Origin of the sequence: Cytobacillus sp. Bva_UNVM-123, assembly GCF_046351715.2 — a bacterium.
Classification (GTDB): domain Bacteria; phylum Bacillota; class Bacilli; order Bacillales; family Cytobacillaceae; genus Cytobacillus.
Window position 1 is genome coordinate 1,384,592 of the sequence record NZ_CM177772.1, and the last position, 24,619, is coordinate 1,409,210.

The 24,619-nt window shown below is 35.5% G+C and carries 18 protein-coding genes; 14 read left to right on the plus strand and 4 right to left on the minus strand.

Going from position 1 to position 24,619, the window contains the following annotated elements; genetic code table 11:
• Positions 1 to 46 precede the first annotated feature (46 nt).
• Positions 47 to 760, minus strand: coding sequence for a hypothetical protein (locus tag KDN24_RS06600; protein ID WP_409972102.1), 714 nt, complete (start codon positions 758 to 760; stop codon positions 47 to 49).
• A 476-nt stretch (positions 761 to 1,236) separates the two neighbouring features.
• Between KDN24_RS06600 and sipW the strand changes: the two genes are divergently transcribed.
• The 5 genes from sipW to KDN24_RS06625 all read left to right on the plus strand — a co-directional run bounded on the left by sipW (position 1,237) and on the right by KDN24_RS06625 (position 4,191).
• Positions 1,237 to 1,815, plus strand: coding sequence for a signal peptidase I SipW (gene sipW / locus KDN24_RS06605; RefSeq protein WP_409972101.1), 579 nt, complete (start codon positions 1,237 to 1,239; stop codon positions 1,813 to 1,815).
• A gap of 264 nt (positions 1,816 to 2,079) precedes the next feature.
• Complete coding sequence (locus KDN24_RS06610) at positions 2,080 to 2,715, plus strand: TasA family protein (RefSeq protein ID WP_409972100.1); 636 nt, start codon at positions 2,080 to 2,082, stop codon at positions 2,713 to 2,715.
• Positions 2,716 to 3,092: 377 nt separating this feature from the next.
• Entirely contained in the window at positions 3,093 to 3,659 is a 567-nt protein-coding gene (locus tag KDN24_RS06615; RefSeq protein WP_409972099.1) for a DUF4256 domain-containing protein, read from the plus strand.
• A gap of 140 nt (positions 3,660 to 3,799) precedes the next feature.
• Positions 3,800 to 3,994 (plus strand): hypothetical protein, encoded by a 195-nt coding sequence (locus KDN24_RS06620; protein WP_409972098.1) that lies wholly within the window; start codon positions 3,800 to 3,802, stop codon positions 3,992 to 3,994.
• The gene (locus KDN24_RS06625) at positions 3,994 to 4,191 is read left to right on the plus strand and encodes a YwbE family protein (RefSeq protein ID WP_409972097.1); all 198 of its coding nucleotides are present in this window, start codon (positions 3,994 to 3,996) and stop codon (positions 4,189 to 4,191) included. Before KDN24_RS06620 ends, KDN24_RS06625 begins: the two co-directional genes overlap by 1 nt.
• Positions 4,192 to 4,484: 293 nt before the next feature.
• On the opposite strand, the gene KDN24_RS06630 is transcribed toward KDN24_RS06625, so the two are convergent.
• The 3 genes from KDN24_RS06630 to KDN24_RS06640 form a co-directional block, all read right to left on the minus strand.
• Positions 4,485 to 5,738 (minus strand): YvbJ-related protein, encoded by a 1,254-nt coding sequence (locus KDN24_RS06630; RefSeq protein WP_409972096.1) that lies wholly within the window; start codon positions 5,736 to 5,738, stop codon positions 4,485 to 4,487.
• A 13-nt stretch (positions 5,739 to 5,751) separates the two neighbouring features.
• Entirely contained in the window at positions 5,752 to 6,540 is a 789-nt protein-coding gene (locus KDN24_RS06635; RefSeq protein ID WP_409972095.1) for a hypothetical protein, read from the minus strand.
• Between the two features lie 139 nt (positions 6,541 to 6,679).
• Positions 6,680 to 6,844 carry a hypothetical protein gene (locus tag KDN24_RS06640; RefSeq protein WP_491348357.1) on the minus strand — a complete coding sequence of 55 codons (165 nt, stop codon included), beginning with the start codon at positions 6,842 to 6,844 and terminating at the stop codon, positions 6,680 to 6,682.
• A 180-nt stretch (positions 6,845 to 7,024) separates the two neighbouring features.
• On the opposite strand from KDN24_RS06640, the gene KDN24_RS06645 reads away from it, so the two are divergent.
• The 9 genes from KDN24_RS06645 (at position 7,025) to KDN24_RS06685 (ending at position 24,485) form a co-directional block, all read left to right on the plus strand.
• Positions 7,025 to 8,809, plus strand: coding sequence for a vWA domain-containing protein (locus KDN24_RS06645; RefSeq protein WP_409972094.1), 1,785 nt, complete (start codon positions 7,025 to 7,027; stop codon positions 8,807 to 8,809).
• A 12-nt stretch (positions 8,810 to 8,821) separates the two neighbouring features.
• Complete coding sequence (locus KDN24_RS06650; RefSeq protein WP_409972093.1) at positions 8,822 to 12,211, plus strand: tubulin-like doman-containing protein; 3,390 nt, start codon at positions 8,822 to 8,824, stop codon at positions 12,209 to 12,211.
• Positions 12,212 to 12,233: 22 nt separating this feature from the next.
• Positions 12,234 to 14,540: a hypothetical protein gene (locus KDN24_RS06655; protein ID WP_409972092.1), complete on the plus strand. Its 2,307-nt coding sequence runs from the start codon at positions 12,234 to 12,236 to the stop codon at positions 14,538 to 14,540.
• A 212-nt stretch (positions 14,541 to 14,752) separates the two neighbouring features.
• On the plus strand, positions 14,753 to 16,033 hold the full coding sequence (locus KDN24_RS06660) for a vWA domain-containing protein (protein WP_409972091.1): 1,281 nt from the start codon (positions 14,753 to 14,755) through the stop codon (positions 16,031 to 16,033).
• A gap of 12 nt (positions 16,034 to 16,045) precedes the next feature.
• Positions 16,046 to 16,681, plus strand: coding sequence for a beta-mannanase (locus tag KDN24_RS06665; protein WP_409972090.1), 636 nt, complete (start codon positions 16,046 to 16,048; stop codon positions 16,679 to 16,681).
• A 12-nt stretch (positions 16,682 to 16,693) separates the two neighbouring features.
• Positions 16,694 to 17,950, plus strand: a complete 1,257-nt coding sequence (locus tag KDN24_RS06670) for a TRAFAC clade GTPase domain-containing protein (RefSeq protein ID WP_409972089.1) — start codon at positions 16,694 to 16,696, stop codon at positions 17,948 to 17,950.
• Positions 17,951 to 17,953: 3 nt separating this feature from the next.
• Positions 17,954 to 20,683 carry a GAP1-N2 domain-containing protein gene (locus KDN24_RS06675; RefSeq protein ID WP_409972088.1) on the plus strand — a complete coding sequence of 910 codons (2,730 nt, stop codon included), beginning with the start codon at positions 17,954 to 17,956 and terminating at the stop codon, positions 20,681 to 20,683.
• A gap of 306 nt (positions 20,684 to 20,989) precedes the next feature.
• Entirely contained in the window at positions 20,990 to 22,357 is a 1,368-nt protein-coding gene (locus KDN24_RS06680) for an MATE family efflux transporter (protein ID WP_409972087.1), read from the plus strand.
• A 328-nt stretch (positions 22,358 to 22,685) separates the two neighbouring features.
• The gene (locus KDN24_RS06685; RefSeq protein ID WP_409972086.1) at positions 22,686 to 24,485 is read left to right on the plus strand and encodes a sigma-54-dependent Fis family transcriptional regulator; all 1,800 of its coding nucleotides are present in this window, start codon (positions 22,686 to 22,688) and stop codon (positions 24,483 to 24,485) included.
• Positions 24,486 to 24,619: the final 134 nt, after the last annotated feature.

Below are 24,619 nucleotides of genomic sequence, written 5' to 3' on the forward strand. Positions count from 1 at the left end.
ATGAAGAAGAGTCAGCATTTCTATTGCTGACTCTTTTTCAATGTCTTTAGCGCCTTGGAGGTCTTACTTCAAGATTTCCTTTATCCAAATTTGTCTGATCAATTCGTTCTTCGTCCTTTTTACTTTTGGTAGGAAGTTTAACTCTTAACTTCCTAATTTCCACTGCAGCTTCTTCTTTGGAAATCGTACCATCCATTCGTTTTTTATAGATAGCTTCAGCCCTAGTCCTTGCTTCCCCGTCTAAGTGGGAAAGAGGCTTAAGCATTTCTAGAGAAGGTAAGTTAATATTAAGTTTTTTAAGCTTTTCGATGGCCTCATCCTTTGTCATCTTACCAGCCGTTACCTTTTCCAACATTTCCATGATTACCTTTGCTTCCTCGTCAAGTTCCGCAAACCTTTTATCGTCAGTTTCCTGTTTAGGGATATGAATTCTTTGCCTTCTTATCTCTTTTGTTTCGTCCGATGTTAACTTATTTGCTTTTATTTTATCGATCATTTCTTCTATCTTTCTTCTAGTGTCTGCATCCAAATTTTCGATATAATCATCTTTCTCTGCTTGGCTATGAGGTGAAACCCCTAGTGCATTTAATTCATCCTTAATCTTTTGAAACTTTTCCTTTTTAGTTGAAAAATCTGCTGATACCTTCTCTTTATCGCTTTCTTGGGAAGTGTCTGCAAATGCCGATGGCCCAATCCCTCCAATAATCCCAACTGATAATATTCCGGTCATGACACAACTAATTAACTTTTTATTATACATTCATTCAACCTCCACTCAAGTTCTTAATAAAGAACTATTCTTTTTTATTTTAACAATAAATTCAAAAAATACAAGCCTGACAGAATGTTGAATCTCAATCAATCCGCATTACCTTTAGAAGTATGACTTACATGGACAGAAGTAAGGAGAAAGTAAGGAAAATGATAGTTTAAGATAAATGATAGTAATTTTTAATATATTTACAGAATCATGAGGAAATGAGAGGAAAATCGAGTTAAAAGCAGATAAAGAAAGTTTTATTAATGAATTTGCAATATTTAGACACTTTCAAAACTAGTAAATATAAACTATAATCAATTTATTACGTTCGTTAAAAAGAACGAAATAATGTAGTGATTATTCATAGGAACAAATAGATTATCTAAAAATAGTTGAAGTAAAAGGTGGTGCAGTGAATAGTTTTGAATGTAAGAAAACGACTATTTGGATTATAGAAGATTAGGGGGAGCCTAGTTTTGAAAAAAGTTTGGAAGATTATTAGCGGTCTTATAACAATCGTTCTATTTTTGAATTTAATTCTCTTGGCATTCGTAGTCATTTCATCAAAAGCCTCAGGTGGAGAACCTCAAGCATTTGGGTATCAATTTAAAAGTGTTTTATCCGGTTCCATGGAACCAACATTTCAAACGGGTTCTATCATTGTGGTTAAGCCTGTTGAAGGAGAAAACAAGAAAAAACTGCAGACAGGGGATGTTATTACTTTTGTGGATAGTCAAAAACGACTAATTACTCACCGTATTGTCGAAACAAAAATGAGTGGGCAACACATCATGTACGAAACAAAAGGTGATAACAACAATGCTGCTGACAAAGACCTTGTTCTAGCTGATAACGTTAGGGCATTGTACACAGGATATACGGTTCCATATATCGGTTACTTCATTAACTTTGCCCAATCAAAGGAAGGAAGTGCCATCCTACTTATTGGTCCAGGTGTTCTTCTCCTTATATATGCTGGCATTAGCATCACACAAGTGCTGAGAGAACTTGACGCAAAATCCAATAATAAAAATATAAAAGAAAAAGTCAGTTAACTTTTCAGCAGAAGTAAAGTCTCCGGTGAATGCCTCAGATTATTTAGGGGGTATGATCTCGAGTAAGCGAGATAAGGCGAACTTGTTTCGCCAATCGGACATTTACGGACAGAGTTCCTTAAGGAACATACTGACCGTTAATCGCGATAAAAATCTATACACAATTTCGCCGAGACGAATTTGATAGTGTTTGATCTCCTTGTTAAGTAAGGATCAAAATAATTAATAATACATACCCAAAAAGGGTAGAGGAGGAACACGTTAATGAGTATGAAGAAAAAATTAGGTATGGGAATTGCATCAGCTGCTTTAGGATTGGCACTAGTAGGTGGGGGAACTTATGCTTATTTTAGTGACACAGAAGTAACAAATAATACATTTGCAGCAGGTACATTAGATTTAGCTGTTAATCCATCCGTTATCATGGATGTATCGAACATTAAGCCAGGCGATATTATGGTTAAAGAGTTTCAATTAGAGAATAATGGTACTTTAGATATTTCTAAAGTAGATCTTACAACAGTATACAACGTAATTGATGTTAAGGGCGATAATACAGATGATTTTGGTAAGCATATTAAGGTGTTATTCCTTGAAAATATCGATAAGACAGGAGAAGGTTGGCTAATAGATGATTTTAATGATGTTATTTCCGAAACAACATTATATGATCTTCAACATATGACACCTGACGCTGTTGAAAACTTACAACATTGGATTACATGGTTTTTTGAATTAAATGGGGAAGAGAGCGGCTTAAAAGCAGGTACAAGTGATCAAATGTATGTAGCCTTTCAATTTGTTGATAATGGTGAGGACCAAAATGAATTCCAAGGTGATTCTCTCGAACTTGAGTGGACATTTACTGCATATCAAACTGAAGGGGAAGTAATAGAATAATAGGCTCTTTAATCAAAAGGTGGGAGAGAGTTCCCACCTTTTGTTAAAAACAGATAATAGGAAAAAGTTGATGATGGTTTTGATGATGAAACTATTGAAAATCCCGAAGCAATAAATGAGGCTGAGCATGTTGATTCTCCGTGATTATAAAATAGAATATTTTTCTATGGCTCGCCAATCGGTGAGTTTTTTTATTTCAAGCAACCAATACAAAGCTATACTTATTAATAATACAAGTATTCGTTACTTGTATACTAGACTAGTAAAAATTATTTCTGTTAAAATGGGGAAAATAATGATGTTTATTATATATTTAAATTGTGAATCATGGGAACAGTTAAAAAGAATTCAAAATATATTTTCACAAGGGGTTTAGTATGAAAAATGAAAAAAGAAATCTGTCACCAGAACAACGTGAGGAAATCCTTGCAACATTGAAAGCCCGTTTTGAGAAAAACATGGAACGTCATAAAGAACTAGAATGGGTCGATGTACAAGCCAAGCTAGAAACGAATACTGAAAAACTATGGTCACTTAATGAAATGGAAAGAACTGGTGGTGAACCAGATGTGATTGTTCATAATAAAGAGGCAGGCGAATATATTTTTTATGATTGTTCAGCCGAAAGTCCGAAAGGTCGAAGAAGTGTTTGTTACGATCGTGAAGCGCTGGAATCAAGGAAAAACCATAAACCAGAAAATAACGCTATTGATATGGCGGCTGACATGGGTATTGAGATTTTAACGGAAGAACAATACCGGGACTTGCAGAAGCTTGGGAATTTCGATTTGAAAACATCTAGCTGGGTGAAAACACCTGCTAATATTAGAAAACTCGGTGGAGCCATCTTTTGTGATCGTCGCTATGACACAGTCTTTGTGTACCACAATGGAGCCGAATCCTACTATGCTGCCAGGGGTTTCCGTGGCTCGCTAAGGGTTTAAATTTTGTTAGGGGGATAACTTAATACTTTTTTGGGTGCATGGGGTACTGCCTTTTAATTTTTACTATTATGCTCTTTCACAAATTAACAAAAATAGACTATACTGGACTAACTAGCATATTCAATAAGGAGGAATTTATTATGACGGAGAATAATCAATCCGAAGCACCAAAAAAGAAGATCAGCCTGCAAGAGGCAATGAGACAGCAGCTTGAAAACAAAAAGAACCAGTCTTCGACTGGTAAAGGAAATAAAAATGCCGATGTTTCAACAAAAAAAATGAAGAGCCAGCTAACGAAAAAACCAAGCAATACTCGTAGAAAAATGGGTGTTTAATGAGCGGACAAAATCGGAGTGATGTATTACCAGGCATGGATGTTGAAATTATTTTAAAAAAGGATCAAAAAACAGGAAAGCTTACTAGGGGCGTCGTGAAAGATATTCTTACAAAGTCAAGCATCCATCCTCACGGTATTAAAGTCAGATTAAAAGATGGACAAATTGGACGCGTCCAGAAAATTCACGCTAAATAAAAGAAGTGTAAAAGCATTCATAGGACAGTCCCCAGAATGCTTTTTTATCGCAGATTAACGGGCTGTAAGACCCCCACTTCAAGAAGTTGAGTTAAGAATAAATTTCTAAGTGGGGGATCAACAGCCCGTAAAAGCCCGATTGGTTCAACTAACAATCAGTGGGGAATGAAGGAAAACCCCCACTGATTGAAGTTTCACTTTATTATTCCAATTCACAGGATGTCATATTCTCGTTTGGGGTGCAGGGATTTTCGTCTTTTTTTATATAAGTGGAACGTGGGCTTGCACATGATTTAATTATTGTAAATAAATTCAAAAACTTTCGTATTAGAGTAGTTAAAATCTACAATCTCTTTGCGTTCACTAATCATCCAACCACTATCAGTGTTGATTAACTTATAATGCCACGGGTTTAAGGTTTCTTCTAATTCATAGTCCTCTCCTAATAAGTAGGAAGCTGAATTCATTATTAAAACTACGTTCAGTTCAACGCTTTCAATTCCATCTTCATTCCTATATTTAAAACTTTCTAAGTCGAATTCAGTGTACAAAAGTTCTCCTATAAAAGAAGCGTCTTCGGACCTAATATTTTCAAATCGCTCATTAAAGAAGTTCAGTAGATCTGGAGTAATATTAACAAAATATGAAGAATCTAGGGCATTATAGGCTGACATCCAACTAACAGCATAGTCATTTACAATTGTCATGATTTTTTCCTGGAACACAGGGTCATTTGCTTTTTCATTTTCTAATGCTTTCTTGATTTCTTCTTCTCTCTTTTTGCGTCGTTCTTCAAGAGCAGCAAGTTTTGATTCATGTATCTTTTCGAAGGTTTTGAGGTCTTCATTCAGCCAATAAGCATCAATCCCACTTTCCTTATAAGAAGTCAACTGGTTATTGATTGTACTCTTAAGCGCTTCAAAAGGGAGAGATTCCTTCAAAAATGAATATTTCCTCGCATCATACGTCTTAAATTGCTCAGTAAGTTCTTTTGACTTTTCAGTAGCACCACCATAAACTTCAATTGGTAACTTACCTAAAATAAAAATAAAATTTTCATTATCAAAATTATGCTTATCTATATTATTATCCATTTGTTTATATGAATTGGCTTGGACAATAGTCAAAAGGGAGAAAAGTTGTTTTTCCGTATTGTAGTGCTTATCGAAATCAACAAAAATAGGGTCCTTCTTTTTTATTTCTTTTACTTGGAGATAGTCTGTGTAGGTCATAATAAGTTCGACATAATTTTCATTCTTAAATGCCAAGTCAGCTATGTTTAAGAAAGAGGAAATTTCTTTACTAGTTCTTGATAGTTTACTGTAAGTTGCTTGATTTTGCTGATCTTTATAGAGAATCGAACCGTTGTCAATAGCATTCTTATATAAGGGTTCTGATTTAGCATATTGCTCTGATTGATAAAATTGCTCCGCCTTTTTAGTTACCGCTATTTTCTCAAGCCCCAGATAGCCTTTATATCCAAGAAATCCTAATGAAATGATAAACAGAAGAAATAGCACGTTTCTTAATCTTAAAGTATTTTTCATCCTTATATCCTTTCTAATTGATTACCATTTCCTTTTGGCTTCCATAATTTCTCGAGCGTATAAGATTATTGACCCTTTCTTTTGAGTGTTCAACTTCTTGGATATTGATCAATTCCAGCAGTTTGGATAACCGAAGGACTCTCTCTTTAGGCATATCTTCCACATATTTCATAATAAACTCTTCATATAGTATAAAGTAATGTTTCATTCGTAAGGCCGCACCAGCTACGTTAATTAATATTTCTTTAGAAAAATGTTCTAGAATCTGTTCTTCATAGGTAACAACATAATCTAATACTTTTTTATTGACGAGATTTCGCTGTACTTTCACAGCATTACCTAAATAGGTAACATATTCCTTGCTATACATATTAGGAACAACCGTGTCCATTTCTAAAGGCATATCTTTTCGAATAATAAATGAATTTAAGCATATTAATTTTAATTCCTTAATAGAATCATCATTCCAAAATAATCCTATGCTGCGTAAGATTTCATATGCATCTAGATAGGAGGTATGTTGTATTTTCTTTTCTGCAATTTTCTTATTTAATAGCAGACCTCTTTTTATTTTTTCCATATCAGTGGTTACTTGATGCAAGAGTATATGCTTACTCTCAGAAGAGCGGGTTAATAATTTGAAAATACTGTAGAAAGTAATAGCAACAAGTCCAAATGAGGCTATGATAGCTATTTTAACAAGAGAGAATGTGAAGATAACTGCAATGAACAATAGGATCATAAATAGTAAAATATCACTCTGAAATTTAAGTCGATATTGTCTGGAGATCATTTGGTTCATTGTATAGTAGCCTTTAAAATTGGAGCAATGGCTACACTTTTCTTCAGGCAGAAGGGTGTATAATCCGCAGGTTTTGCATATGTACAATTGGCTTGTCAAATTCTTCGGTGAAGGAAAATGATTAAGTTTAACAGGGATTTTATCCATCTGAATACTTATCCCCCTGTTTCTTATTTAAATAATCATAGATTAGTTTGTCTACATGTTTATGTTGTATATCCAATTTTTTGTAATTGTATAATTGATACGACTTCCATAGAAGTGTCAATGTGAAAATGAGTAAGGGTATATATTGCATAATCATAGGTACATCCTCCTTGGAATTTTGGTATAAATTTCAATAATATCAAAATTGAACTAATCTTTACAATAGCTACTAAATTAATTATAGTTAAAAAGAGCATAATTTACTATAAACATAACCATGATTACTAGACTATTTCGAATAATCTAGTATTGTCTATTTGTATAAGGGGGACCTTCCATGAAGATGGGTAAGTATATGGCTTTTTTCTTGTTCTGTTTATTATTTGTAAGTTTTCTACTTCCAGCTGGTTCTATTGCAGCAAATAATCCGGCTAAAGTTGAGCAAAAGATGGATGCTGTACTGGTTGTAGATGTCAGTAATTCCATGAAGACCAGTGATAAAAACAAAATTAGTTACGAGGCCATGAAAATGTTCATTGATATGCTTTCAATAGAGGGCAATAAGGTCGGGCTCGTTGCTTACACAGACCAAATTATTCGGGAAAAGGCCTTAATGAAGATTAGTTCAGATGCTGATAAAAATGATTTTAAGAAGTATATAGATTCATTGTCACTTGGAGCTTATACAGATATTACTGTTGGTGTCAGTGAAGCGGTTAAAATACTTGATTCAGGTAAAGAAGCTAGCCACTCACCGCTTATTATTTTACTAACTGATGGCAATAATTATTTAAATCCTAATTCAGGGAGAACAGCGGAACAGTCTAACAAGGAACTAAATGAAGCGGTAAGTAAAGCGAAGTCAGAAGGATACCCGATCTACACAATTGGTTTAAATGCAGATGGAACATTAAATAAGGATATTTTGGAAAATCTCTCCAAAGAGACGGATGGTAAATTTTTCACTACAACTACCGCGGACGATCTTCCGAAAATTTTGAGTGAGATCTTCGCAAACCATCTAAAATTAAAGGTAATTCCCATTACAAATTTGACGGGAAGTGGCCAATTTCAAGATATTATTATCAATATTCCGAACAGCAATGTAATGGAAGCAAACATTTCAATTACATCTGGGAAACCGATTGCAGTAAAGTTATTTTCCCCTGATGGGAAAGAAGTAGAGTTGCCTTCCAAAGACGTTTATTTTTCTAAATCAAAAGCTTATTCATTAGTTAAACTAATTAAACCCATTTCAGGTGATTGGAAACTTCAAGTTAAAGGTGTAGAAAAGGAAAAGATTGATGTAAATATGGTCTTTAACTACGATTTAGGGCTTCGTTTAGAGGAACCTATTCAAAAGAATTATAAAAAGGGAGATGTCATACATATCCAGGCATTCCTTGAATCGAATGGACAAAAGCTTCAAAGTCCAGAATTGTACCAAGAGATGAATTCAAAACTAATTGTTACAGATCTGATATCAAAGGAAATAAAGGAATATCCTCTAAATAATGATGGCGAAAGCTTTAAAGGTGATTTTACACTACAAGAGGAGCATAAATATGAATTAATGGTTGTAGCTGAAGATAAGAGCTTTTTTCGCGAAACCAATAAGGTCATCGTTGATGCAAGTGTATCCGCTGCAACTTCTGCTCCAATTAAAGTGAAAGATGAGAAAGAAATGGGAAAAAAAAGTCCATGGTTATTATATTCGATAATTGGATTAACTCTCATCGTCTTGGTGGGTCTTGCTTTCTATATTCTTACTCTCATTAAAAAGGCAAATAAAGGATTTATTGGGCAAGTAGTCGTCGAAATAAGGGATGAAAATACGGGGGAGAAAACAACCCCACAATATCGTAAGTTAAATGCATTTAAGGGGAAGATTAAGCTTCACCAATTGCTGCAGTTATCACCAGAATTTATAGAAACCGAATCTATCATTTTTATGCCAAGCAAAAATGACACACTTACGCTTATTAATAAGGGTGAATCAATCATTGAGAAATCTGGACGAGTGATCGATGCATCTAAAGGAATCACCATTAAAAAGAATGATAGGTTAAATGTAAAACTAAGCAAAGTTAATAAATTGATTTCTCTAGAGTATTTAATATAGGGGGAATACGGCATGAAAGCAACAGTTAGAGAACATATCCAACAATTAGACGTCTCATCAGGTGGTGGGATTGTAAGTGAAAAGATTCGTGTTGATACGATTGATAATCCAATGCTTGTGATTGGACTCGGAGGGACAGGGATTGATGCACTACTCCGCTTAAAGTATCAAGTGAATAGAAGGTTTAAGCTTCCCGCAGATCCAGTTTCTAAAAAGAAGAAGGAAAAACCAAACAATATTGAGTATCTTGCATTTGAAACGAATGAACAAGATCGTTTTAAGAAATATAAAGGAATCGGGCTGGACCCCGTAACTGAATTCGTACTGCTCTCTAATGCGGAAGTGGGTAGTCTTTTGCAAAACCGAAGTACGCTTCCCACTTACATTACAGATTGGCTTTCTCCAGAACTGCTAATTACAGATGGAATTAGTGGTGCTTCTGGAGTAAGACAAGCGGGGCGCCTGTTGTTATTTACAAAAATTAATCAAGTAGTGCAAACGATCGAAAAGAAAATAAAAGTTTTATCTGAAGGAACGAACAAAAGATTGTCAGTCTTTATCTTAACGGGTATTTCTGGAGGAACGGGTTCGGGATGTTTCCTAGATATCTCCTATATTGTGCGCGGAATTATGGAAAAAGAGCACGGCGCTGCAGGTATTGATAAAGTTAGTATACTAGGGTACTTATTTACCCCAGACGTCAATTTATCTAGTAAAAGTTTAAATACGCATACGAGTGAATATATCAAGAAAAATGGCTATGCTGCCTTGAAAGAACTTGATTATTGGATGAATGTCGATGAGCGAAACGAACGATTTAAACAGCAGTATGGAAATGTTCTGTCTGTTAATTCACCAATGCCTCCATACAATCTTTGCCATCTTATTTCTGCAACTAATCTAGATGGGAAAGCACTTGAAAATGCGTATGATTACACGATGAACGTAACGGCTGAAAATATTACTAACTTTATGGCGAACGAAGATAAGCAATCAGGAGAAGAATTCGCTATCCATGATTATATTAGCAATATCGGCACAAACATTAAGCAGATGCATAAAGCTTATACAGCTAACTATACATATAATATTCTAGGGGCATCATCTGCCATTTTGCCAGTAGAAGAAATGACAACCTACCTTGCCTTTAAAGTGTTTAAAAAGATGGAAAAAATGTTCCCGGCTGCACCTTCACAAGAGGAAGTTGAAACATTTGCCAATCGGATAGGGCTTGATATTGAATCCGTAAACCGGAAGTTTAATTCCCATGTTCCTGAACCGATTCCAGGTTATGAAAATAGCGACCGATTAAACTATAACAATGTTATTAAGCAGCAAGTGGTTAATATGGACCATGAGCTTGAACAAGGATATTTATCAAAGGCTAGAGAAAACTACATTAAGTTGAAAAAGCAATATCCAGCTGAGCTACTTGAGAACTTTAAAGACCAGATAAGACGTGTATTTTTAAACCCTGAACAAGGTCCGTTTTTTGTTTCTCGGCTTATCTATACTGCCAAAGGAAATAGTGTATTAAACTTGATTCAGTCGTATATAGAATTATTACAAGATCGAATTTATCGGAAACCAATCGAAATAAATGATGTTGCCCTGCAAGCTGCAGAAAGGATGGCAGATGCAAAAAGCGCATTATTCTCAAAAGATAAAAAGAAAAATGCTTACATTGCAACTAAAATTGATGAATATCATCTTCGCGCAGACAAAGAATGCATGGAGCACATGATTGATTTTTATCAAGATATCCATACGATGATTAATGATGAAAATAATAAAATGTATTCTGTTGTGACAGAGATATTAAATGCATTAAATCTTATCTTTGAGAAGAATGGCGACATTTTGACTCGTGGTGAGGAAACGCAAGATGGAATCGGGAACAAAACTTATTATTGGAATGTTGTAAGTGTTCCAGATATGGCTACTAAAATAGCGGAAATCATGGAAACGAAAGACGGAAATGATATGATCGCAGATTTCACAAAAGAGCTACTAGATCAATCAAACCGCTGGGTAAAAGAACAAGAATTAGATATTATCAGTTCCATATCTGATTTTCTTTCTGATAAATTTGGAGACCTAATCACGAAGTCGATGGAAGACTTTCTCGTAATGAAATACGGAGAAGAAGAGTCGATAGAACAAATTATCGAAAGAAAAATCGCAAAATCACTTGATGAAGAAGCTGTTCCAGTATTTCATTTAAATAATAGCGTTGGCAATCTTGTGTTTCCATCATGGGGATTTGTTTCAGTCCCTCATAAAGCACCAAGTATTCTGAAAGGAATAAAAGACTTTCAAAGAATGTCTATTGGGGGTACCCGTTTCACAGTCAAAGAAAGTGAAGTGAAAAACCGGATATTCTGGTTAAATACTAAAAACGGTATCCCGTTATTTGTCTATACACCGCTTACAAGTTATGAGCAAAGCTATGAACGAACGATTTTTGAACAAGAGGGAGTAGGACGTCACCTTTCTCAAACGGAAAAAGATAACTGGGCATATCTCCCGTCTCCGATTCCTGAAAAATCTTGGGGGGATATTTATGAAAATACGAGACTTAAAGATTATAATCGTCGGATAAGAGAGTTATTTAAAAGGGCAATAGAATTTGGTGTCATCAAGAATAAAGGGGAACATGTTAACACAAACAATAAGTTTGAAGTCAGACTTTCTAGTGATTTTCAACTTTCAGAAATCCTAAACCGTTACAATATGGATATTCAGTCTGATAAGCCGAATTTAGGTGAAGTAAAAAGCTGTATTACAGAACTTCGTCGACTTCTACAAGAACAATTGCCTGTCATTTCCAAAAAAGATATTTTTGGTAGTAGTAATGAAGGAGTTGCTATTGAAAATTTAATTCGTACACCAAAACTTGTTCTTTCTGTTAGAGAGGAAGTTCAAAAATACGAATCCATCCAAGAAGTACTCCATGAGCTTGAAACATCACTAAAATCCTTCCAGGATGAAGCTGAGAATGTCGATAAGTTTATTGAGGTATTATATACAAACACGATTACGAAAAAAGGTGCTGTCTTTATTTATGATCATGATAAAGAAGAAGAGGGATGGGAGCCATTTCTTAACTTAACGAAGGTCAATAAGTTTATTGAATTTGAACTTTACCAAGCGTACCGCGCTCTTGATGAAAAACGTAAAACCATTATTGATAAGAAAGCTGATCGAAGAAATAGACTAATGTCGACTGATGATAATACAGAGATTTTGATGAGTAGATTAGAAGCCTTAAGTGACATAGCCTTAGATACAAAATCATTGTTAGAGTACGATAGAAAAGAATTCGTCAATGGAGAAGAATTGTATTCATTCTATAAACAAATTCTTGAAAAGGTTAATAGTCTAGTCAAGGTGATTCGATGAACTTTTAAGGGGTCAAAACAGAATGCAAAAGTTAATTACAAAATTCACCGAAGATTATATCTTGAAGGCTGAAAACAACCAGCTTGGGAAAGATGAGAGACGAATAATCAATAATCCGATTGTTTATCTTTTTATTGGTGATGAATCCCTGCCAGCTCTTAAATCTATTTATAAGATAAATGAAAACAGGTGGGCTAACCATGAAGGGGTTCTTTATCTTCATGTCTATCTGAAAGAAACATGGGCAGCAGAAAATGTCTATTCATTTAAAGCTTCTGAATCTGATGAAAAAGGAAAAAGAAGCAGACCTTTCTTATATGACTCCTTTTATGTAGATGAGCAAAAGCTGGTTGATTTTAACCAGCTTTTGCGTCAAATAAATATTCGTTTTGCAGAGCTAGGAAAGAAGTTCCATTCCTTCCTAAAGGTCAATATATCAGTTATTACACAAATAAATGATCCACTGACAGTTATTTTTCCTGAATTAACTATATTGCTTGAACATTCCTTAAGGGATGTATTCACCATGACCTATTTAGATGCTTTCTGTTTACTAGAAGAAAGAGTTGCAGAAGAGGGAACTTCGGTGCTTGGCATAAGCTTTCTTCGAGAATTAAAGGATGTGCAACAGCAGTCATTTTCCTTTTCAAAGGAGATTCATGTAACAAAAGATAAGATTAAGATGCCTGTTACACGAAATGGTCCCTTATTTGACCTTGTGTACTTACTAAGTGATAAAAATGAACAAGGAATGTTTGCTGAAAATAGCATGACGAAAAACTATGAAATTATTTCTACGATTAATATGATGAAGAACAAGAACGTAAATGAAAATGAATATTTTAGCACCAATGAAATGTACAACAATGTTCATTTTTCAAAAAACATTCAAACTGAAGATCGAATACCAGCTTTTGTCACAGCGGGGTTTTCAAAAGTTAGCCGTCCAAATGAAGCCATTATCAATCATGTTCTTTATTCCTTTGTTAAACATTTAAACAACGTAATACGTGATCGGACAACGAATATTGAACAACAAAAGGTTTTTGAAATGCTCGAAATAGATGGTAACTCTATTGACAGAAAGGTTACTTCCTTTTTTCCCACTGAAGAAACGATTGAAGAAATGCTTGCATTAATGCCATCTGGATATAAGTATAGTCAATTAAAAAACGTAACATTAAAAGAAGCTGAAGATTTATTATTTGGGCGGTCAGCTGAGGAGTTTTTTCAAGAAAACATGCTGAAGCCATCTTTGGAAAGAATGAAAAAGTATCATTCAAAACAATGTTTGAAAGAGTTGCTAGAAAATAGGGTCGAGAATAATCCGAAATATGGGGTTTATAGTGCTTATCAATGGATAGATGAATTCGTTGTCCAATACCTGCAAAAACTTCGTAAGGAATATGTACATCAATCGGAAGTGCTCGAGGAAGAGTTGGACACAATTTACAGGGAATACGGAATCCAACAAGATTTCCGAAAAATCCCATTTTTCGAGAATAGGACAACAAGGAATTTTATTTCCCATTTACTGTTAAAGATCTACCAGCATAAGTTGAAAAAGGTAATCGTGAAATCAAAAATTGAGTTCATCAACGAGTATATGATGATTCTTGAAGAATGCCAAGGGGATTATAAATCTAATATTCAAGCACTTGAAAGCTTAGAGCAAGATTTACATCGACGGGCTACTGAATTAACATCTGGCTATCAAAATAAAATTAACCAAAATATTCCTGAGTATTATGAGAGAATGGTTGAATCAATTCTTTATGATATAAAAGAGAAACGTACAGCAGATTTCTACTTCGAAGAAAAGAATTTGGGAAGCTATTCGTTGCTTCTTAAACAAGGGATGTTTGCAGAACGAGTGTTAGAAATGTGTCAAAAGCTTATATTTGAATCTGGTAGTCTAGACCAATCTTTTGAACAGGAAATATTAGCTAGGAGTAATGTAAAGGTAGCTTATGGCGACCCACAGGTCATGACAAAAGAAGAGCTATTTAGCGAACTTTACCAACTCCTTGAAAAGGATTCAGCATGTAATATTCATTTACTAGAATTCGCACAAAAACATAGGTATGAAGAGAAGTACTACATCGGTGACTTTCAAAGTAGTTTTATCCAATATGCTTTAGGAATTGATAAAGTTAATCACTCTTACCGTCTTGGGTGCATTCATGAAAATAGAATGAGCGGCATTGAGAAGTTGAGTTTAATGGGTGGCTTTGCAATTGAAGACTTGAGGTTCTATCAAAATAATGTTCGATATTATGAAAAGTATCAAGAAAATGGGTATGAATTTCATCCTAAAGCAATTAATTAAATGATAAGAAAGTATAAAGTTTTCGAGTTAGATGAGTGTCTAGCTCCAGCGCCTAGCGTCTGGCGGACTTCCCTCCCTCTCCCTACGATAAGTCAACATCGACTCGTTATCACTCGTCGTGTTTCCTTTATCTCAGTCGAGGTCAGTCCAGTCCGTACGCCGCTGACCAAGGCGCTTCCGCTTTTCTAATTTTGATCTAAAGGAGAATCTTGATGAAGGTAAGAAATTTTAATGTTCTTCTTTTTATTTTTACAGCTATTGGAGGCGTTATTGGGGCACTCGTCGGCGAGGGATTGCTTTCAGAATTGAGAGGGCAGCTTCCAAATAGTATTCTCGTGGGACTCTATTTCGGCCAACTTGGCCTATGGATTGGTTTAATGGCATTAATTGCAGAAAAATGGAAACCAAGATTAAATGGTCGAAGATGGGCAGAACAGTATTCGCTCTTTTCAATGAAATTACTTATTCCAGTTATGGTGATTCTCCCATTTGTTGTGGGTACTATCCTTCAGTTTATCTATGAATTAGATGTCTTAGCTATTAAGCCTCCAGAAGATATTGTTCTAATTGTGGATATTTCGGGAAGTATGCTAGAAACTGACCCAGAGAAAAAAACAGTTGATGCCGTCAAAGATTTTTTAATGAAGATAGATGATAAACAGAGGAGTGCTCTTTTTGTTTTTAATAGTGAGACAAAGATGCTTCAACCATTCTCCTATTTGAAAAGCGAGAGCGCAAGAAAACAGGCAGGAGAAGAATTTGAAGAATTGCTCAGTTTTGAAGGTGGAACAGACATTGGCTTGAGTCTTTCTACTGTTATTGATTATATTAACAGTGAAAATACGGGCAGAAGTGCAATGGCTGTTCTTTTATCGGATGGTATTAGTGAAATGGATGTTAAAGAATCTGTTAAACCATATCAAGAAAAACGGATTGTTATTAACACAGTTGGTTTAAGTCAAAAGCAATATGAAGGTGCAAAGCTGTTAGCTAATATATCTGACAGCACTGGAGGTACGTATTATAGTGTAAATGATGCTAAAAACCTTACCTTGACTTTCCAAGCAATTCAAAAAGATAAACAAGACAGGCTTTTAATTGGCGAACGCCTTGGATTGGCACAATATGTAATTCTATATAAAGTGTTAAGGATTCTATTTATTACTTTAATAGGTACGTTATTGGGATTGGCTTTAGGTTTGATGTTTGACAATCGTTTCCTTGCAAGAAGCTTTGCTTGGGGTGGGTTAGCAGCTGGAGGAATTGCCGGCTTAATCTTAGAATGGGGATTCAGTGGACTTTTTTTCAATGGATTTTATATTAGGCTTTGGAGTGATATCGTTCTTGCTGTCATAGTGAGTTTATTTTCAGCAGTCGTCCCATATAAAATTTACAATACTGAAAGTGAAACGAGAAGGTCAGAAGTTACTTTGTATCGAGGGAAATCAATTGCTAATTCTGATAAGAAGGATGCAAGCAAAACTTTTTACTAAGGAGTTTTTATCATGAATTGGAGAATTGCTGAATCAGGTATGTGGATTAATGATCCAAGTGTAAGGATACTTGATAATGTTATTATTCTCTCCTGGCAATGGCCGAAGGATATAGAATTTGTTTATATTGTTAAAGCACTTGAAGGGCAAGAGCTTTCCTTTGGCGAGGAGAGCTCTCTTCCTATGAAGTTTTATACAAGGGAGGAATACAAATCGCATGCTGGATATAAAGATTATATACATTCTATTGGGAAAATCGTCTACAAAATATACCCAGCCCTTCGAGAGAACGGAAATATGATTATTCTTAATCAGGATAATCAGAAAAATGAAATCACCATCAAAGGACAAAAAGCAAAGATTTATTATTCGATACACTACAAAAAGGGATGGTTTAATCAACAAAAAAAGGTGAAAATCAACATTAATTCTGAATTATTCGTACCAAGAGAAACCCTTTGTTATGTTAAAAAGAAAGGGAGCATTCCAACGAGTTATGATGATGGGTCTATTTATCCCTTTGCCAATGATTTTGAACCAGGACGAACATACTTACCCGAAATCCAAGTAAATAAGGATGACTATATTCGCATCTTTTTTACAAATGGAAAACAGTACGGTGATTTATATGAACTCATACCAGAGTAGGAGGATACAAAAGTGCTTAGCAAATTTTTGAATCTATTTAAAAAAGAAGAAGTAAAAGTAAAGCCGCCATTTTATGATATTGTTTGTCCTTATTGCTTTGAAAGATACTCACCAGTTGATGTCGTATTCCGTGCCTCGCATCATAAGGAAGATGATGAGAATTTTGCGCTTCAAGAGGATGAAGAATTGAATAAGTATAGAGCAAAATTCGGGATGGACTCAGCACCAGAGATGGAAGCAGTTTTACATCCAAATCATATTCATGAAGAAGATAAAATGTTTGCTGACGGTGTGCTTATTGGTATTACAGATGCACATGGCATGGTTACTAGAAAACGACTATGCCCATCTTGCCATAATGAACTGCCTATTAATGCTGGTAAGGTGCCGAGTAATATTATCTCGATTGTAGGAGCCTCATCGGTAGGTAAATCTGTGTACATGACTTCATTAATCCATACACTTCAAAATACAACAGCCTATAATTTTAATGCAGCATGTATGCCGTTAAATGGTGAAATTAGCCGGAAGTTTAAAGAAAGATATGAAGAGCCTATTTTTGAATCTGGTAGAATGCTTCCTTCAACAAGAATGGAGTTACAGGAGCCCTACATATTTCAGCTTGTTTTTAAAAATGAAGAAAAAGCACCGCTTACATTAGTCTTTTTTGATGTGCCAGGTGAAGGTATGGTTGACCAAGACTTTTTGTCTATTTTTGCTTCTCACATCAAGAACTCTGCTGGAATTTTATTTTTGGTCGATCCATTACAAATTAAAACGATCCGGAGCCGCATGCTTGTCAATTTAGATGAACGAGGGGACTTAACGGAAAGGTATGCTGAACCTCGTGATGTAGTACTTAACCTATTCGAGAACTTTATTGGCCATCAAGATAAAGGTAAAACAGACATTCCGACGGCAGTAGTCCTAACAAAGAGTGATTTGTTAAACACTTTGGCGGAAGAAGACGGTGAATATATTCAGCCTAATAGCAATGTGTTTAAAAATTATGTACATACAGGAGCTCTAAATTTAGTAGAATTTGAGAATATTAATGGAGAAATTAGAAGACTTATTGAGAAAATCGACCGCCCTTTTAAAGATGCTCTAGATGTTTACTTTTCTAACACCTCCTATTTTGCAGTTTCGGCACTAGGGACAAACCCAGTAAATAAAGAGATTTCCGGGGTTGTAAATCCGATTCGAGTTGATGAACCTGTTATATGGTTATTAAACCAGCTAGGTTATATTGATGGAAAGGAATATTAAGTCATGTCACGAATTCAGCAGCATATGTACACAAGGGAACGAGAAGGTGTATTTACCTCATCTCCTGGATATGACACAATTGCCGTATCAAAGGGGCTAGATCATCTATTCATAAAAAATATTATCCATCCCCTTTGTACTTATTATCCTCCAAAAGAATTAACAAGTATTGGAGAAAGAGATGAAGGGAAATATCCGAAATCAAAGCTTATCACCATTACGGAAACAGGGGAATTGATTTTAGGACAAAGTGTATATAAAGATTCTGATTACACAGGTGAAAGAGAAACCTTCTTTACTCATAACTATATCGTACCAAAAGAAAGAGTATGTGATTATCTTTATTCAACTGAGGCTGTATTTGGAAAACTCTCTTTTCAAACAAAGTATGATCTCGCGAGTGGAAAACAGCTGGAGGAATTGGATAACTTACCGTCTGAAAAGATAACCTTTAAACCATTAAATTCTATATTAGCAGAAATACAAATTTCGCCTGAGCAATTTCAGCAATTAGTGTTTGCCCTGATCTCTTCTTTAACATCAAAGAAAAAGGTGTATGTGTCTTTACCTGGGAATGTAGTTAATAGTACAGAAATGGCCTTTCAATTAGCCTATTATTTATTTCAATGTGTACCGTTTGAACTTCGCAAGTCATTTGGATTCATATCATATTCAGCTGAACCGCAAAACAAAAAGAATATTAATCTAATGTTCGTTGAAAAAGGAAGCATTCGACCAAATGACAGTTTGATTAGCAAGGACTTTGTTTTCGATTTTGCTCAAGGAATCTACTTGAATGCGAAAGAAAATATTGAAGCACATCCTTTTATCAAATTTGCATATGAATGTCTGCAGAAAAATCCTTCTAAACTAGCGGAATTTTATGTGTTTGCGAAGAATGCACTATGTGAGAAAAAGGTTCTTTCACTCCAGACATACAATGATCTAGTTGCCCTTTACTCTATTAAAGATGGAAACTACAGTGAAACTAAATATAAAATATCTTCCCTTTTTAAAATCTTTCGTTCATTTTTAACGATTGATAACATTGATCAAAAGGTGGAATTATATGATCTATTAGTGAAATTAGTAAGTGACGAGATCCAAAAGATCACGGAGAATGCACTGCCAGATGACGATGCAATAATAGAGATTTTACACTTTTCCTCCCTTTTTGCTCAAAAGGACTTTGGTAAATTGACAAGTTATTTGGTTTACTCTTTGTACTATGGATCAAAGGACTTAAAGTATTTCAATCAAGTTTATCAGCATATAAAGCAGTACCCATCTTTATTTAAGAGAGTCAATGCAACCATCTTAAAAAATCCGAAATTGGTCCCAGCAATTTTTGAAAGATATGTAAAAATGAGATTCAATACGATTACTTCCTTAAAAGAGTTAGTAAATGAAGTAAAATTTATGTTAGACCATAACCCAGAAGTTGTGGGTAATTATGTTTTTGAAGATTTGACGAAACAAACATTTCTTTCCATTTTTAAAAAGGAAAGAGATCTCTTAAAAGCTTTTTACACTGTTAAAAGAGATCTAAGTACTGTCAGAAAGCAAGACGAGAGAGTCATATTGTTTATTAAAACCATCTTGAACATGCTGTCATTGGAAGTAATTAGAGGATTAAAATTGGAATCACTAGGTCCGGATGAATTTGAACAAGCTTCTCTTATAGTCAGCAATATCCCAGTAGAATTCAGAAATGGTGATATTAAAGAAAAAATTGAACTTATCGGTAATGTCTATGTAATTATGGAAAAAAGGCATTTCACTGAACTAGAACGCTTTATACAGAATTCGAATTTTGATAAACTTCAAGCAATTATTTTGAAATTACTACCAACTAGTCATTTAATCGAGCAAACTGAAAAGATAGCTTTTTGTTTTTACAACAAGGAACATAGAGTAGATACTATTTACCACTATGATAAAATGTTTTCATATGTTGATTCAAATGGCGGAATAGAAGCAATGAGAAATTTCTTGCAGCGGTTTACGAGGATGTGGGGAGGCACTCATTTTAATGATCCCGTTTTTAAACTTGCTGTCGGGCGCTATATAAAAGCACATGCGAAGGAAATTTTCTCGGAAAAAAGAGTGGTAAAAAGATGGGAAGTCATTCATCCTTATGTAAAAAAGGCAATGGAGGAAGTTAAATTTCAGCAGCGAAGTGCGATTGGTAAATTCCTTCATAAAAATATAAAAGCTGTAACACTCAGCTTAATAGTTTTCATGACTATCGTTATTATCGGAGGCGCAGGTGCGCTAGTTTACAAGCATTTAGAGGAAGAGAAGGCAGCAGAGGCTCTTGCTGCTCAGAAAGAGGCGGAAAGAAAAGAGGCCATTGCTGCTCAGGAAAAGGCCGAAAAGGAAAAAGCTGAAGCAGAACAAATGGCAGCCAAAATTATAACTCTTCAAGCAATGGAAATAAATTACAAAGATATTGATAAGGATGGTCAAGTTTCAATTTCAGATGTATTAACAATAAAATCTTCAGCTATCATTGATGATTCTAACCTATCTACGCTAGAGCAGCTTACAATTATTTATAAAGAAAAAGAGGCCTTCGAAATAAAAAATGTAACTGAAGGTGATTTGGAATTCAGTGAGCTAAAAGATAGTGTTGATTTAAAGATTACTGAAGCTAATTTAGCCGATGTTGAAGCTATAGTAGAAAAGGTAATTAACGAAGCCGAGGAACTTAATGAGTCATCGGAAATGTGAGCATAAAAATGATGATAAATGATATTCATGGGAGTAAGGTCAAATTCTCCACACCTTGCACCGGTACGAGCAGATTGTAGAGAGAATCTTTTTTCTCTGCAATCTTTTTTTGTATTTTCTCATTTATTGCTACTCTACAGGAAGCCTTGAAACGAGTGATTATTGAGGCCAAGAAATTAAGCTAATGCTTGAAAAGGAAGGAAAATTAATAAAGAGGTTAAATAAGAGACCAGTTTCTCTATTTCCTTTTAATCGCATTTCAAGTAAACTAAGTTCCATATGCTCCTAGAAAAGAAGGTTTAACGAGTGCCAAACGAAAATAACAAATATCAAAATCAATCATTGTTTAGTATTACATGGCCGCTTTTTATAGAAATTTCTCTGCATATGAGTGTTGGGATTATTGCGACGTTAATTTTAAGCGGGTATTCAGATAAGGCTGTTGCGGGTGTTGGGATAGCGAATCAGATTATTAATATTTTTATCCTCATTTTTAATGTAACTGTCATTGGAGCAATGATTTTAATTGGTCAAAATTTAGGTGGGAACCAATTGAAACGGGCACGCCAGCTTGCCCGCTCTGCTTTTGGGATAAATTTATGGGTTGGCGTCGCGATGACTGTCATTGTTGTATTGTTTGGTGATGGATTTTTACGATTTTATGGGCTAAGTGGGGAGATTTATGACTTTGCCCTTACATTTCTAACGATTACAGGTTTTTCGCTTGTTCTTGAAGCTATTTCCCTTGCATTAAGTGCGATTTTACGCAGCTATGGGCATACAAAAGAAGCCATGATGATGACGGTTATGATGAATATTATTAGTGTGACAGGTTACTTTATCGCGATTAAAGGCTGGTTTGGCCTACCGGTAACAGGAGTTGCGGGCGTTTCGTATTCTATCATTATCGCAAGGATTTTTCTCATATTAGCTCTTTTTTACTTTGTTTATAAAATATTAGATTTAAAGTTTACGATAAGAGATGTTTTTTTTATTCATAAAACAGATGTAAAAGAAATCTTTCACATCGGCATTCCATCAGCTGGAGAAAACCTTTCCTATCAGCTTTCACAAATTGTGATCACAAGTTTTGTTGCCATGATTGGAGACGATGCATTGGCGGCTCGCGTATATATAATCAATATATCCATGCTTTGCTTTTTATTCACAATGGCGATTGCTCAAGGGACTCAGCTGCTCATTGCGCGTTATATTGGCGCGAAGGACTATGATAGAACGTTAAAACGAGGACTTAAAACATTAAAAATTTCGATGGTTGTTTCGTTAGCCGTGTCGCTTGCGATTGCTCTTACTGGAGAGCCCGTATTAGCCGTGTTTACAGATGAAACCAGCATCATTTCGATTGGACTTCCTGTTCTCTGGGCAATTGTTTTTATTGAACCTGGCCGTGCAATGAACATTGTCCTGATGGGGTCTTTAAAATCCGTCGGTGACGTTCGATTCCCTGTTATTATCGGCATTATTTGCATGTGGGGAGTTGCAGTTGTATTTAGTTATCTATTTGGAATTATCCTTGGATTCGGGTTGCTTGGCATTTGGATAGCTCAAGGGTTTGATGAATGGATTCGTGGAATCTTTGCCTTAAGGCGCTGGTTATCTAAGCCGTGGTTAAAGAAAAACGTGGATGAAAAGCATGAAATTGCAGCAAATTGAGGTTAATAGCAAATGTGAAAAACGGGTGAATACACAATAAAGAAGGAGATATTCGCCTCCTTTTCTACACCTATCATAGGCAAAAAAATATAATACAATACCTTGACACAGAGGAAATCCCTGTCGTGTCAAGGTTTTTTGTTTTCTCAAAATAAGTTCCATTCTTGATATCTATTAAAAGTAATAAACAGGCTAGTGAATGATATACAGTTATAATAATAAAAAATTTCAGACAAATATAGATTATCAGATAGTTTTTTTAGTAGAATAATAAGTATGAAGAAATTTGCCTTTGAAACAAAGCATTACCGCATAAGGGGGAATTGCAATGGATTTAAAGGAACGTATTTGGAAAAGCTTTATTGCCGATGATTCGGCCGATCTAAAAATCCTTCCTAAGAATGTAGCGTATTCATGGCTGCATTGCCGCAATCAAGATGTTGACCCATATCGAAGAAAAAGTTTTTCTATTATCTCGAAATCGAAACTAAAGGAAAAGCAACAAAAAAATAAACGCATTATTGGACTTGTGGAGAAAGAACTTAAAACGTATCAACAATATTTTCAATTGAAAATGCCAATCTTCATATTAACGGATGCCGATGGCTACATTATTTGGCGTGATGGTTATGAGGGAACAAAAGGTTTAGCGAATGAAATTTCTTTTGTCGAGGGCAATCGTTGGCATGAAGAGGATGTCGGTACGAACGCCATCTCTCTTGCCCTAAAAACAGGTGAGGTGACGACTTTACGTGGCTATGAGCACTACGCCATTTCTTCGCATGAGTGGGAATGCACGGCCGCTGCGATCCATAATGAATTTGGAGATATTTGTGCCGTGATTGACATCTCCTCGCATTTAAACAATTCAGCAACACAGGTAGAAGTTCATTTATTTCTACAATTATTAGCGAGTACGATTTCGGAGAAGCTACACAATGATTATTTAACGAGTCATAAGCAGCTCCTCGACTATGCACATAAAATGACACGTCCAGGTATTGTCTGCAATGAACACGAGCAAATTATAACGATTTCAAAGGAGCTAATGCTCGATGAGGATGAATGGACAGGGCGCAATGTACAGGAGCTGCTCACCGCGCGATTTATTCACGCATTACCCGAAATGATTATGTTCGATGGACAGCTGATTGGTTATTATTATCCGATTTTACAAGCATCCCAGAAGCAAACGAACTTCTTCTATTTCGGTGTCCCCTCAAAAAATGTTGACTACCGCCAATTTATGAATCAAGTTGTAAAGGCGGCAGCGAGTATGTTACCGATTCATATTCATGGAGAATCAGGTAGTGGGAAAGAAATAATTGCTAAAACGATTCATCAAAATAGTTCTGCTTCAAGCGGCCCGTTGGTTGCAATTAACTGCGGGGCAATCAGTGAAAACTTATTGGAGAGTGAACTTTTTGGCTATGCCCCCGGTGCGTTTACCGGTGCAAGCAATAAAGGACACCAAGGAAAAATTTTGCAGGCAAATGAGGGGACACTGTTTTTCGATGAGATCGATAGCATGTCACTACGGATGCAGGCAGCGCTTCTCCGCGTACTCGAAGACAAAAAAGTGACAGCGCTCGGTAGCACAAAGGCAGAGACTGTATCGTTTCGAATTGTAACCGCAAGCAATCGGAATTTAAAAGCGCTAGTTCAAGAGGACAAATTCCGACTCGATTTATTTTATCGACTATATGTTTGCCCACTCTCCATCCCCCCACTTCGGGAGCGCAAGGAGGATATTTATACGCTGATGCAAGATTATTGCGACAAGCGACATTGGTATCCACATTGGATGAGCGCTGCATACGAGGTAGCGAAGGAGTATAACTGGTTTGGCAATATTCGCGAACTTAACAATTTTTTAGAACGTCTACATTTGTATTATGAACAGGACACACCAACAATTTCGAACATTCAGGAATTAATCGAAATTGGTTCCGTTTTCAGTGAAAAAGGAGAGCGCTTACAGCAAAATATAGTTCCTGTTCCTCTTGAGCAGCGAGAGCTTGAAGAATTATTAAAACGCCATCAATATAATATTTCACGGGCTTCAGAGGAGCTTGGGATTGCTAGAAGCACGCTTTATCGTAAGATGAAAAAATACAACTTAAAATAACCATGCTACAAAACGCTACAAACTGTTGCAAAGTTTGTAGCGTTTTTTTTATTGTCTTTTCTTCAAAACCGCATTATTACGCCTTTTTATCCCGCATTAACGGGCTGTAAGCCCCCCCACTTCAAGAAGTAGTG

What these genes read in the sequence shown, in the direction of transcription:
- KDN24_RS06635 (WP_409972095.1), bottom strand. Translation starts at nt 6,540, where the DNA reads ATGAACCAAATGATCTCCAGACAATATCGACTTAAATTTCAGAGTGAT.
- KDN24_RS06655 (WP_409972092.1), top strand. Translation starts at nt 12,234, where the DNA reads ATGCAAAAGTTAATTACAAAATTCACCGAAGATTATATCTTGAAGGCT.
- KDN24_RS06685 (WP_409972086.1), top strand. Translation starts at nt 22,686, where the DNA reads ATGGATTTAAAGGAACGTATTTGGAAAAGCTTTATTGCCGATGATTCG.
- KDN24_RS06615 (WP_409972099.1), top strand. Translation starts at nt 3,093, where the DNA reads ATGAAAAATGAAAAAAGAAATCTGTCACCAGAACAACGTGAGGAAATC.
- KDN24_RS06675 (WP_409972088.1), top strand. Translation starts at nt 17,954, where the DNA reads ATGTCACGAATTCAGCAGCATATGTACACAAGGGAACGAGAAGGTGTA.
- KDN24_RS06620 (WP_409972098.1), top strand. Translation starts at nt 3,800, where the DNA reads ATGACGGAGAATAATCAATCCGAAGCACCAAAAAAGAAGATCAGCCTG.
- KDN24_RS06660 (WP_409972091.1), top strand. Translation starts at nt 14,753, where the DNA reads ATGAAGGTAAGAAATTTTAATGTTCTTCTTTTTATTTTTACAGCTATT.
- KDN24_RS06630 (WP_409972096.1), bottom strand. Translation starts at nt 5,738, where the DNA reads ATGAAAAATACTTTAAGATTAAGAAACGTGCTATTTCTTCTGTTTATC.
- KDN24_RS06665 (WP_409972090.1), top strand. Translation starts at nt 16,046, where the DNA reads ATGAATTGGAGAATTGCTGAATCAGGTATGTGGATTAATGATCCAAGT.
- KDN24_RS06640 (WP_491348357.1), bottom strand. Translation starts at nt 6,844, where the DNA reads ATGATTATGCAATATATACCCTTACTCATTTTCACATTGACACTTCTA.
- KDN24_RS06610 (WP_409972100.1), top strand. Translation starts at nt 2,080, where the DNA reads ATGAGTATGAAGAAAAAATTAGGTATGGGAATTGCATCAGCTGCTTTA.
- KDN24_RS06650 (WP_409972093.1), top strand. Translation starts at nt 8,822, where the DNA reads ATGAAAGCAACAGTTAGAGAACATATCCAACAATTAGACGTCTCATCA.
- KDN24_RS06625 (WP_409972097.1), top strand. Translation starts at nt 3,994, where the DNA reads ATGAGCGGACAAAATCGGAGTGATGTATTACCAGGCATGGATGTTGAA.
- KDN24_RS06600 (WP_409972102.1), bottom strand. Translation starts at nt 760, where the DNA reads ATGTATAATAAAAAGTTAATTAGTTGTGTCATGACCGGAATATTATCA.
- KDN24_RS06645 (WP_409972094.1), top strand. Translation starts at nt 7,025, where the DNA reads ATGAAGATGGGTAAGTATATGGCTTTTTTCTTGTTCTGTTTATTATTT.